Annotated in this window: 10 protein-coding genes; 2 read left to right on the top strand and 8 right to left on the bottom strand. The window is 33.5% G+C overall.

The genetic code is table 11. The features are described from left to right. Position 1: 1 nt before the first annotated feature. Together FA045_RS10920 and FA045_RS10925 are read right to left on the bottom strand one after the other, a co-directional pair. Entirely contained in the window at positions 2-2,188 is a 2,187-nt protein-coding gene (locus FA045_RS10920; RefSeq protein WP_136877110.1) for a M56 family metallopeptidase, read from the bottom strand. Next, the gene (locus FA045_RS10925) at positions 2,188-2,556 is read right to left on the bottom strand and encodes a BlaI/MecI/CopY family transcriptional regulator (protein WP_136877111.1); all 369 of its coding nucleotides are present in this window, start codon (positions 2,554-2,556) and stop codon (positions 2,188-2,190) included. The genes FA045_RS10920 and FA045_RS10925 overlap by 1 nt, the downstream gene beginning before the upstream one ends. Before the next feature lie 145 nt (positions 2,557-2,701). On the opposite strand from FA045_RS10925, the gene dprA reads away from it, so the two are divergent. After that, positions 2,702-3,793 (top strand): DNA-processing protein DprA, encoded by a 1,092-nt coding sequence (gene dprA / locus FA045_RS10930; protein ID WP_136877112.1) that lies wholly within the window; start codon positions 2,702-2,704, stop codon positions 3,791-3,793. 131 nt (positions 3,794-3,924) lie between these two features. Further along, positions 3,925-5,286 (top strand): pyridoxal-phosphate dependent enzyme, encoded by a 1,362-nt coding sequence (locus FA045_RS10935; protein ID WP_136877113.1) that lies wholly within the window; start codon positions 3,925-3,927, stop codon positions 5,284-5,286. 357 nt (positions 5,287-5,643) lie between these two features. Here FA045_RS10935 and murA read toward each other — a convergent pair whose 3' ends face one another. The 6 genes from murA to FA045_RS10965 all read right to left on the bottom strand — a co-directional run bounded on the left by murA (position 5,644) and on the right by FA045_RS10965 (position 12,655). Then, on the bottom strand, positions 5,644-6,969 hold the full coding sequence (gene murA / locus FA045_RS10940; RefSeq protein WP_136877114.1) for a UDP-N-acetylglucosamine 1-carboxyvinyltransferase: 1,326 nt from the start codon (positions 6,967-6,969) through the stop codon (positions 5,644-5,646). Between the two features lie 85 nt (positions 6,970-7,054). Then, the gene (locus FA045_RS10945; RefSeq protein WP_136877115.1) at positions 7,055-7,732 is read right to left on the bottom strand and encodes a DUF4290 domain-containing protein; all 678 of its coding nucleotides are present in this window, start codon (positions 7,730-7,732) and stop codon (positions 7,055-7,057) included. Between the two features lie 221 nt (positions 7,733-7,953). Beyond that, on the bottom strand, positions 7,954-8,550 hold the full coding sequence (locus FA045_RS10950) for a mobile mystery protein B (protein ID WP_136877116.1): 597 nt from the start codon (positions 8,548-8,550) through the stop codon (positions 7,954-7,956). Beyond that, positions 8,541-8,999 carry a mobile mystery protein A gene (locus FA045_RS10955; protein WP_136877117.1) on the bottom strand — a complete coding sequence of 153 codons (459 nt, stop codon included), beginning with the start codon at positions 8,997-8,999 and terminating at the stop codon, positions 8,541-8,543. The genes FA045_RS10950 and FA045_RS10955 overlap by 10 nt, the downstream gene beginning before the upstream one ends. Positions 9,000-9,208: 209 nt before the next feature. Next, entirely contained in the window at positions 9,209-11,494 is a 2,286-nt protein-coding gene (locus FA045_RS10960; protein ID WP_136877228.1) for an ATP-dependent helicase, read from the bottom strand. Between the two features lie 264 nt (positions 11,495-11,758). Next, complete coding sequence (locus tag FA045_RS10965; protein WP_136877118.1) at positions 11,759-12,655, bottom strand: restriction endonuclease; 897 nt, start codon at positions 12,653-12,655, stop codon at positions 11,759-11,761. Positions 12,656-12,659: the final 4 nt, after the last annotated feature.

Raw genomic sequence — 12,659 nt, forward strand, 5'->3', positions numbered from 1 at the left:
ATTACAGCATATTTATTGAACCTCGCTTATTACCTTTTGGGTCATTATGCATTTTCATTAAAAAAGTATATTTTCCCTTATTGATTGGGGCATTAGCATATTTTTTATAGTTTCCTGATTTTCCATTCCAATCATCCTGATAATTTGCGTTATTATAAACAATTTCTTGCTTATCATTATATACTGTCAAAGTTTTACCATCGTTTTCAGAATTAGGAATTTTTAAGAAAAATGAATCATTTCTGTTAAGTGTAATATTTGTATAGGATGGGGGTGGACCTGGTGCAACATCAAAATACTTTAAATCTGCTCCTTTAATTATTACCGCACCATATTTACCCTTTTCACCATACATTTTAGCGGCATCTTTCTGGCTAATGATTTTAACACTTTCGGTATTCTTTACCCCAAAGAACTTGTACTTATCAACAACAGGTTTACCGTTTATCTCGATATATCTTAAATCTGGTTTTGCAATTATGTATTGCGTTCCGTTGTGTTTGAGCTCACTCCTTGGGTAAAATAAATTTTGATTAATCTGGCTTGCTGAAGGTGATTGCAAACTTGTTTTATCATTATTTAAAGGATAACCCTGTACAACTTTCGTTGGATTTGATTGAGGATAAGCTTGTATTTTAACCTCTTTTAATTGATCTCCGTTACTATTAATTGGATAACCCTGTACAACTTTCGTTGGATTTGATTGAGGATAAGCTTGTATTTTAACCTCTTTTAATTGATCTCCGTCACTATTAATTGGATAGCCTTGTACAACCTTGGTTGGAGTAGATTGTATACCATAGCCAACAACTGTTACCTCTTTTAATTCTTCTTTATCTTTTTTTAGAGGATAACCTTGTACAACTTTGTTTACATTTGGTTTTGTAGGATTTAGATTCGGTGTTTTATTTGTTTTAACTTTTTTATCCTTAAAACTTGCTGGTGGTGGCTCTATTGCTGGTGGAGCTTTTAACGGTTTTTTTGTTGATCTTACAATTGGCGGCGGATAAGTATTTACTGCTTTTTCGCCAATAATTTCTACAGCGCCATATTTACCTTTTGTATCGCCATATTTTTTGATCGCTGCAGCACTATTTAAATAGATAACTTCATCAGCTTCACTGGTTCCATAATATTTGTTATTGTCAACAATCTGTTTTCCGTTGATCACGATTAGTCGTTTTTCTAACGACACATAATTGTTTTTCTCATCATATTCGTGAACTGGGAAGTAGCTTTTTTTGATTTCTAGCACTTCTTGTGGTACAGTTGCAATATCATTGCTTTTCTCCGGAAGCAAGTTTACATAACCATAACTTTTTGTAAATGCCATTGTAGATATGCAAAGCATACCGCCAGCCAATGGCAAAGCCAACAACAACCTGAGCCTTGCCCAATTTGCTGTTCTTTTTTTGTTTAACATGTTAATTCTCCTTTTTAATATTGATTGATTGAATATTTGATTGGTAAGTGGAGTTGGCATTACACCGAAAGAGTTTTCGATTAAAAACATGGCATATTCATGTTTTTGCATGCCTTGGTTGGTGCTTAAATCATCGGCAATATATTCATGTAATAGTTTAACATCTTTTTTAATAAAATAAATGATCGGATTAAACCAGCAGATGATTTGTAAGATTTCGAAAAACAGAATATCTAAGCTATGTTTCTGTTTTATGTGTACCAATTCATGTTTAAATACGGTTTCTTTTTCCGCCAGATGCGGATGAATAAATAAAAGGTTAAAGAATGAAAAAGCTGTTTTTTGGGCATCCAATTCAATAATGGTAATTTTTCCGGTTGATTTTTTATCGGCTTTTGCCCATAAACTTATAATTTTTACCAGGCTAAATATTAATTTGGAGGCAAACACAAACGCCACTAATAGATAAATAGGGTAGAGATAATCTGTATAATGGATAGGCTCAACTACAGGATTTGAGGTCATACTTGCCAGCTCTTCAACAGTGTATAAAACTGGAGGAAGAAACAGCACATTATCAACGATGGGAGCGGGTTTTAAAAAACCCAATTGTAAAACGGGTAATATAAAAGCTGTTAAACTGCTCAATAATAAAAAGTAGCGGTTACTATTGTAAAATGTTTCGTGTTGTAAAAACAGTTTATAAAAGCCATAAAATAAAAGCAAATACAAATTTGCTTCTAGCAAATAATACATCCATTCCATTATTTCTTATTTTTAAGGTTTTCGGCTAAGGCAATTAACTCGTCTAATTCATTCATATCCATGTTTTTTTCTTTTACTAAAAATGAAACTAGGCTCTGATAGTTGTTCTCGAAATAGTTGTTCATCACTTTATCGAAAGCGAAATGTTTGTATTGCTCTTCGGTTATTAGCGGAAAATAAATGTGGGTGTTGCCAATTGCCTTGTGACTGATAAAACCTTTTCCCTCTAAAACTCTGATTACAGTTGATACCGTATTATATGCAGGTTTGGGTGGTTCCATCTTTTCGATCACTTCTTTTACCAATCCTTCTTTCATTTCCCAGAGGATAAGCATCACTTGTTCTTCAGCTTTTGTTAACTCTCTCATTATATTATTTGCTTAAACGTTAATTTAAATTTACTACTATTTTTATAGTTAACAAACTATTTTTATAGTTTAGTTTTAACAAACTGATTTACAGTTATTTAAAATTTATTATTTTTCATTAAGATAAATTATTACATTAGATTTAATGAGTTTAGTACACAAAATAGCGCTTACATTAATTAAAGGTGTTGGTCCAATGCATGCCAAAAATTTGTTAATTCATTTTGGCAGTGCCGAGAATGTTTTTGCTGCAAGCAAAGAAAAAATAATGAAGATTGATGGTTTAGGAGAAAAAACAGCCGAGGCTATTTTAAATACGGATGCTTTAGTTAAAGCCGAAAAACATTTAGATTTTATTGAAAAGCATCATGTGCAAGTATTATTTTATGCAGATGATAACTACCCAAAGCGTTTACGCAACTGTTACGATGCGCCATTAATTTTATATTACAAAGGCACAGCCGATTTAAATCATAAACGGATTATTAGTATTGTAGGAACTAGAAATGCTACTGCTTATGGTAAGTTATTATGTAAACAATTGGCCGAAGTTTTAAAGCCTTACAATGTAATTATTATGAGTGGTTTGGCACATGGAATTGATGCTGCAGCTCATAAAGAAAGTTTAAACTTAGAGATACCAACAGTTGGTGTTTTAGGGCATGGCTTAGATCGCATTTATCCGGCAGTACATAAAGAGTTGACTGTTAAAATGGTGCATAATGGTGGTTTACTAACTGAGTTTTTGCCTGGCACAAACCCCGATAGAGAAAATTTTCCCAAACGGAACAGAATTATTGCAGGCATTGCCGATGCAACAATAGTTGTAGAAGCATCCTTAAAAGGTGGTGCATTAATAACCGCAGAAATTGCCAATTCTTACAATAAAGATGTGTATGCTTTTCCGGGGAGAACAACAGATGAATTTTCTGAAGGCTGTAATTTTTTAATCAAAACCAATAGGGCAGGGCTTATAAATAATCCAAAAGATCTAATTTATTATTTAGGTTGGGATGATGAAATTGATCAAAAACAACAAGTTCAAATTCAAATGCCTTTAGATTTAAATAAGGAAGAACAACGAGTTTACGAAGTATTAAAAGAAGAACCTATAGCAATAGACGATTTAGCCCTAAAAACCAAATGGCCTCAAAGTAAATTGGCTATCATTTTACTTACCTTAGAAATGCAAGGAATTATTGTTTCGTTACCAGGTAAAATTTACAAAATTGCCTAATAATATAACATTAATGCCTACTTAAATGGTAGATTATAAAACATCATTTTATGTATTGTTAATCAACAAAATTAAGTTCTGATTTTGTTTTAATTGATAAAATACTAATCGCCTTTGCTTACTTTTGTAATATGTGGTACAACAATATTTTAGAAACAATTGGCAATACGCCGTTAGTTAAATTAAATAACATTACTAAAGAAGTTTCTGCTACAGTTTTAGCAAAAATAGAAACTACTAATCCGGGTAATTCAATTAAAGACCGTATGGCGGTTAAAATGATTGAAGATGCCGAAAAACGTGGTGTTTTAAAACCTGGTGGAACAATTATAGAGGGTACTTCTGGTAATACTGGTATGGGTTTAGCAATGGCAGCCATTATTAAAGGTTACAAATGTATTTTTACCACAACAGATAAACAATCTAAAGAAAAGGTTGATGCATTACGTGCTTTTGGTGCCGAAGTAATTGTTTGTCCAACAAACGTTGATCCAGAGGATCCACGTTCTTATTATTCAGTATCATCTCGTTTAGAGCGTGAGGTGCCAAACTCTTGGAAACCTAATCAGTACGATAATTTAGCCAATACACAAGCGCATTATGAGCAAACTGGACCAGAAATTTGGGAGCAAACTGAAGGTAAGATTACACACTTAGTAGTTGGTGTGGGTACAGGTGGAACAATTTCTGGAACAGGAAAATACTTGAAAGAAAAAAATCCTAATATTAAAGTTTGGGGAATTGATACATACGGCTCAGTATTTAAAAAATATAAAGAAACCGGGATTTTAGACAAGGATGAAATTTATCCTTATATAACCGAAGGTATTGGAGAAGATTTTTTACCTCAAAACGTAAACTTTGATGTGATTGATTTGTTTGAAAAAGTGACCGATAAAGATGCTGCTTTAATGACAAGAGATATTGCTCGTAAAGAAGGTATTTTTGCTGGTAATTCTGCTGGTTCTGCTATTGCAGGTTTAATTCAACTAAAAGACAAATTAAAGCCTGAAGATGTGGTAGTTGTTATTTTTCATGATCACGGCAGTCGTTACATGGGTAAAATGTATAACGAAGATTGGTTGCGTGAACGCGGTTTCTTAAAAGACGAAAAATTAACAGCTCGTTCTATTTTGGCAAAAAGAAGTAACCAAGAAGTGGTGACTTTAGATTGCGAAAAAACAATTGCAGAAGCGATTAACATCATGAAAACCTTAAGTATTTCTCAATTGCCTGTTACCCAACAGGGAATGGTGATTGGTAAGGTAACAGAAAGTAATATTTTAGATTCCTTGTTAGAAAATCCTGCACTAAAATCTAGTCCGGTAAAAGAAATTATGACTGCTAGTTTGCCTTTTGTTGATCTAAATACATCAATTGATAAAATTTCATCGATGATAAATAAAGATAACAGTGCGGTTTTGGTTGAAGATGAACAAGGAAAATTTGAGATTATAACACAGTACGATATTATTGAAGCGATTTCTGGGTAAAAGCCCCACCCTAACCCTCACCAGAAGAGGGGAGGGAAACAAAGTTGGAATTCATTGAGCTTAAATAGGTTTCTGGAAACAGAACTGTTGTAGTCTAAACCTGACTTAGCGGAAATCCTTTTTTGTCATCCTGAGCGTAGTCGAAGGACAAAAAAGATTGAAGCGAGGGCAGGACTGACATAACCAAGGAGTTACTGTAACTGCTTCTCAAAACCAGTAATGAAAATTAATTAGTCATCCGATGAATATTGACATTATGCCTATATTCATCGGATGACTGCATAAAAAAAACCAGCTCCGAAATAATCAAAGCTGGATTTTTTGTGTCTTTAGGTTTACCTTCAACCCTCTACCTTATTAATGGCTTGGTCCGCTACCTTCTACACGTTTAATTTGTGCACCTAAAGCACGTAAACGGATATCGATATCTTGATAACCACGTTCTATTTGCTCAATATTGTAAATTGTTGATGTTCCTTCGGCAGATAAAGCTGCAATTAATAACGAAACTCCCGCTCTGATATCTGGAGATGTCATGCTAATACCGCGAAGCTGATATTTTTTATCGATTCCATTTACGGTAGCACGGTGTGGATCACATAAAATAATTTGAGCACCCATATCTATCAGTTTATCTACAAAGAACAAACGACTTTCGAACATTTTTTGATGGATCAATACATTTCCTTTTGCTTGAGTAGCCACTACCAATACAATACTTAACAAATCTGGCGTAAAACCAGGCCAAGGCGAATCGGCAATGGTTAAAATAGAACCATCAATAAAAGTATCAATTTCGTAATGTTTTTGAGAAGGGATGTAAATGTCATCGCCTCTGCGCTCTAATTTTATCCCTAGTTTTTTAAAAACTTCTGGTATAACACCCAACTCATCGTAACACACATTTTTTATGGTAATTTCAGATTCCGTCATAGCAGCAAGGCCGATGAAAGAACCGATCTCAATCATGTCTGGCAACATTCTGTGTTCTGTACCACCTAATTTTTTGACACCTTCAATAGTTAATAAGTTAGAGCCAATACCTGATATTTTTGCACCCATGCGGTTAAGCATTTTACATAATTGCTGTAAATAAGGTTCGCAAGCTGCGTTGTAAATGGTGGTAGTACCTTTTGCTAAAACTGCAGCCATTACAATATTTGCAGTACCAGTAACCGAAGCTTCATCTAAAAGGATATAAGCACCTGTTAAATTGGTTGCATCTACATTAAAAAATGCTTTTTTACTATCGTAGATAAACTTTGCACCTAATTTTTCGAAACCTAAAAAATGCGTGTCTAAACGTCGGCGACCAATTTTATCGCCACCAGGTTTAGGGATTGCCGCTTTACCAAAACGAGCCAATAACGGGCCAACAATCATGATAGAACCACGCAAACCGCCTCCTTTAGCTTTAAAAATATCAGAAGAAAAGAATTCTAGGTTGATATTTTTAGCTTCGAAAGTGTAAGTGTCTTTGTTAATACGTTCAACAGCTACACCTAAATCTCCTAATAATTCGATCAGTTTATTTACATCTTTAATATCAGGAATATTGCTGATAGTTATTTTTTGATCGGTAAGTAAAACGGCTGATAAAATTTGCAGTGCTTCATTTTTTGCACCTTGCGGAGTAATTTCTCCTTTTAGTTTCTTACCACCTATAATTTCAAATGCATTCATAATTTATAAATAATTCCGTCATTGCAAGGAACGAAGCAATCTCATGTTTGAAATTAATTCGGTTTCTCCAAAGACGATAAGGTCTTTAATATCTTTGTTTTGGATTATTATTTTTTTGGTGTCTACCAGCGTTGTTATTGCTATTCTGGCGCCCTTTATTATTGTTGTTGTTTTTTCCTCTATTGTTGTTATTCTGACGGTTAACTTGAGGTCTAAATTCTATCTTTTGCAAGTTTACATTTTCATCTAGCTCTAGCATTCCTCCAGAAAGTTCGCGTAAGTTTTTAAAAATCACCTCATCAGAAACATTGTCTTTATTCCATTGCACATAGGCCATTTTCATAAAATTGGCAACACCTTGTACCATAGCTGCTTTACGTTCCGGATTTTCTTCCTCAATTGTTTTTTCAATCAGTTTCTCTACGGTTTTACCATAATGTTTATACCTAATTTTTTGTTGAGGATAACCAATATGTGCAGGTTTTACCATTGCCGCTTCAGGCGTTGGTTTTGGGTAGGGGCTATCCACATCAATTTTATAATCAGAAATGATATGTAAATGATCCCAAAGTTTATGCTTAAAATCGGCAACATCACGCAAATGTGGATTTAAAAATCCCATTAGATCTATTACTGCCTGTGCATATTTATTGCGTTCGTCTTTTGTAGGTAAATCGATAATGTACTTTACCATATTTTGTACATTACGACCATACTCTGCCAAAATCAAATCGCTACGAGTTGTATTATAATCGAAATTCATTGAATTATTTAATTATTGAAAATTAGGTATTGTTAGGCACATTATGAAATAACCAAATTGTTAATTTATGTGATTGAAAAATCGAGACATAAAGAGTTAAGAATTTTTGGTTAAGAGTTCATCGAAATGTTGAAGCCTTTAATATGATAAAGGTATAGAATTATTTAGAAATAATTCTATTTAATTTTTTCAATAAACCATCCTAAACAATTATATCAGTTTTATTGCCTTGAAAAAAGGATTAAGGGTAAAACATTACCTAAGTCGGCTGTTTTTAAAGCTTTAATATATTGTATTCTTATTGGGTTTGTATTTGATAAATTACTTTGACCCCATGTAAATAAAGTTTTCTTAAATATTTTTTCGATAATTACATCTGCTATTAATCTGCTATGGCGTCCATTCCCGTTTGGAAAACAATGTATACTTACTAGCCTATGCTTAAAGCGGATGGCTGTTTCATCTGGTTCATAGGTTTTATTGTAGATCCAAAATAAACAGTCATCCAACAAAATTTTAAGTTCAGTCGAAATTTTCCAATAATTTACACCAATGTTTTTTTCTGTTTTTCTAAATTCTCCAGCCCACTTCCAAGTTTTAGCATACATTTTGTAGTGTAAATCTTTCAAAAATTTTTCTGTTAGAATAACTTCTGGTTTAAGTTTTTTTGAAACAAGCCATAACATTGCTTCTTCTATGTTTTGTTGTTCAAATTCGTTTAATTCTTCAGTTGTGGTAATGGTAACAATGCGTAATCCTTCCTTTTCCTCATCATTTAATGGGGTCTGACCATCATTATAAGATAATTCTAGTCCCATAAACTTTTTGGTAATTCATATTTTATCTCTTGCGTTCTTTCTTCAATTGCTTTTTTTAAACGCAAAGCAGAGTTTTCTTGGTCTTCAAGTTTCATTGTATTAGACGTACGCATTACTATTTGAGTTGCAAGTTCTTTTGCTTTTCTTTCAATAAGGCTTTCCAAAGAGCCATCTATTGGTACAAATCCGTAAACTAGTTTCATATCTAAGGCTTTGGCTGCTTCTTTTAAAGATTTTAAGGTAATATTTCCTTCTTTTTCTCTTGCCTCTAATTCCTGAGCACTTTGTTTACTTATTGAAAGTTTATTTGCTAATTGTACCAGAGAAATGCCAAGCGTTAAACGTATAGTTCTTATCCACCCAATTGGTGGTATTATAGATTGATTAATAGCTAGATATGGTAATAATTTAGACTCTAATTGTGCTATTTGAAGTTTTAATCTGCTCATGAAGTAAGGTTTTAGCCTGACAATTTAATATAAATGTAAGGTTATAGCCTGACAAAAACAAATTTTAGTCAGGTTATAACCTGACTATTTGAGTTAATTTTTCCTGCGTTTGCATTACGATACCCATTCACTTGTCCCGAATTTATTTCGTGAATCTGGGTAAGACGAGGCGTATAAACTTTGCGTTCTTTGTTTCTTTGCGGTAAAACCTATTTAACAATCCTCAATTTCGCGAACTTCAATAACAACTGTTTATTGCCCAAACCCTGAAAAAACACAGTTGCTTTAACATCTGGCAAGGTTCCTTCTAAATTAACAATCTTCCCGAAACCAAATTTTTCGTGTTCAACATCCATTCCATTTTGAAACTCATTAACTGCATTAGGCGCAAAACCAGCAGTTGGTACGTGTGCTTTTGGTAAAATAGAAGTTGTTTTTGGTCTTATTGTGGTTGTACTAGTAGTAGGTTTAGGAGATAATTCTCTCTGCTGTGTCCATGTTTTTCGTTCACTATCAAAACTATTTTCCCCAAAGCTACTTTTAGCAGGTTTAACAACTTCTAACTCCAAATAAGAAGGATTGATCTCGTTGATAAAACGACTTGGCTCACAAGAAGTTAAAGTTCCCCAACGGTAACGAGAAGTTGAATAAGTTATGGTTAATTTCTTTTCTGCTCGAGTTATGGCCACATAAAACAAACGGCGCTCTTCTTCTAAATCAACCCGAGAAGTTAACGACATTTGAGATGGAAACAAGTTTTCTTCTAGCCCTACAATAAACACATTTTTAAACTCTAAACCCTTGGCAGAGTGTACCGTCATTAATGAAACCGTATCCGCATCTTTGTCTTTATCCTTATCGTCGTTAGTTAAAAGAGCAATATCTTGCATAAAAATTGCTAAACTTCTGTCTTCAATATCTTCACGTTCGGCAAACTCTTTAATACCGTTCAATAATTCTTGTATATTTTCATAACGAGAACGACCTTCAACGCTATCATCAGTATGTAATTCTTTTAAAATACCCGAGTGTTGCGCAATGTAAAGTGCAGTTTCATAAGCATCTAACTTTTTAGATTCTGCTGCAAAACTTTGTATCATTACCGCAAAATCATTGAGCTGATTTGGAATGCGACCATCAACATATTGATGCGCATTGCAGATTACCTGCCACATCGTAATATCGTTCTTATCGGCAGCAACAGAGATTTTTTCTAAAGTTGTATCTCCTAAACCACGGCGTGGATAATTAATTACACGTTTAATTGCCTCTTCATCTGCCGGATTAAAAGTTAAACGGAAATAGGCGATTAAATCTTTAATCTCTTTACGTTGATAAAAAGATAAACCACCATAGATTTTATAAGGCACGTTTAATTTGCGTAAAGCTTCCTCCATTGCTCTACTTTGAGCATTGGTACGGTATAAAATGGCAAAATCTTTATAGCTTATTCCTGCATTTAATCTGTCTTGCACAATCGCTTCGGCCACTAATTTTCCTTCTTCATTATCAGAAAAAGCTCGTGAAACCTTAATTCTATCACCTTTTTCATTTGCAGAGAAAACGTTTTTCTCCAACTGATTTTTATTGTTGGCAATAATGCTATTGGCAACTTCAACTATGTTTTGCGTAGAGCGGTAATTTTGCTCTAGCTTATAAACTTTCAAATCTGGATAATCACGCTCAAAGTTTAAAATGTTTTGGATATTTGCCCCGCGAAAAGCATAAATACTTTGAGCATCATCACCAACCACACAAATATTTTGGTTAGCAGCGGCTAGTTTTTTAACAATGGTATATTGCGAAAAGTTAGTATCCTGGTACTCATCAACCATTAAATATTTAAACTTATGCTGGTATTTATTTAAAACATCAGGATGGTTTTTCAATAAAACGTTGGTTTTAAATAACAAATCATCAAAATCCATTGCTCCAGCTTTGTAGCAACGTTTGGCATAAGTATCGTAAATTAAACCTAACAGCGGACGTTTATTTCCCGCATCTTCGGCCTGTATCTGGTCGTTTTCTAAATATTCGCTAGCAGAAACCAAGTTGTTTTTAGCAGATGAAATTCGGTTGTAAACTACATTTGCGGCATACAATTTATCATCTAGCTGCATTTCTCTTAAAATAGTACGAATCAAACTTTTACTATCATCTGTATCGTAAATGGTAAAGTTACTTGGGTAGCCAATTTTTTCCGCCTCCACACGCAAAATTTTTGCAAAAACAGAGTGAAAGGTTCCCATCCAAATATTTTTAGCTTCGTTACCAATCACTTTACTAATGCGCTCACGCATATCTTTACTGGCTTTGTTGGTAAAGGTTAATACTAAAATGTTAAAAGCATCAACACCTTTTTCTATCAAATGCGCCACGCGGTAAGTAATTACCCTCGTTTTGCCCGATCCTGCACCAGCAACAATCATTACTGGTCCTTGGGTGTTTTCTACTGCTGCTCGTTGTTGTGGGTTTAATCCTGCTAAATAATCCAAATCCGTTCCTGTCTTTTTGAGGTTCAAAAATAAGAAATTATGTGGTGGTATAAAAAGGTGTTGGTAATTAGTTTAGCTTTTTATAATAAGTCCCCTTTAAGGGATTTAGGGGTAAAGCAAGTACAGTATTTCATTTGATTGTTAGTCCTTTTCTCCGCTCAAATTCCGCCGAAGAAAAATCGGCGTCATAACCGCTTCGCCAAGGTTTAGATAAGTTGGGTTGGTGCAAGAAACAAAAGTTACAGGGAGTAAATATGTAGATAATTACTGGTCTAGAAAAAAATCTTCATCGAGTTGCTTAACTTCATAAGTAGATTTAATCTGAATGCCTACATTAAATTCGTGCATCAAGTCAACTAACTTATTTCCATCCAATAATATAATTTTATGATGTGCATTTTTTGCCTTTTCAACAGCTCCTTTATCAAATAATGATGTTGTTACAAATACTCCTTTATTAGTGTCTCCACTCATAGCACCAATAAAATTTCTTATATCTTTTTCTCTTACCTTATTTTCAGTAAACCTTTTGGCTTGTATGTAAATTTTATCTAACCCTAATTTATCTTCATTGATTATTCCATCTATACCCCCGTCAGATGATTTTGATGTTTCAATAAATTCGCCATATCCCATTTTTTTGAGTAAGATCAAAATTACTTTCTCGAAATAATAAGGGTCAATTGTTTTTAGTTTTTCTAGAAGATCATTTTTGACTTCCAATTCAATTTGTGAAAATCCTTCATCGATTAAATCTTGAGGGGAAGCATTTTTGATTTCCTTGATAGTATCAGATGATAATATTTTTTTAGTATTTTCTTCAGTATAAAAGTTTAAAAAATTAGTATCCTGTTCAACGTCGTTTAATGTTAAAGTTGTTTTATGATTTAGTCCCTTCTCAGTTATTTTTATTAATCCTCTCTCAGGATAAATAATATAACCACCCTTTTTTAGATAAGATTTGCCCCAAGCTATTCTATTATTTATAAGAATATCTCCAGTTTTTGTTTTTTCACTAAGCAAGTTTTGAGGTAAATGAGCATAATACTTTTTAACCACAAGTTTTTGCAGATCCCTAGTATGGATAGTCTGTCCGTTACTTAATATATCTAAAATCGGATTAAATGTTTCGTGGAATTTTGGTATTTCTATTTTAGTCATCTTT

It is taken from the genome of Pedobacter cryotolerans, assembly GCF_005116475.1.
Classification (GTDB): Bacteria; Bacteroidota; Bacteroidia; order Sphingobacteriales; family Sphingobacteriaceae; genus Pedobacter; species Pedobacter cryotolerans.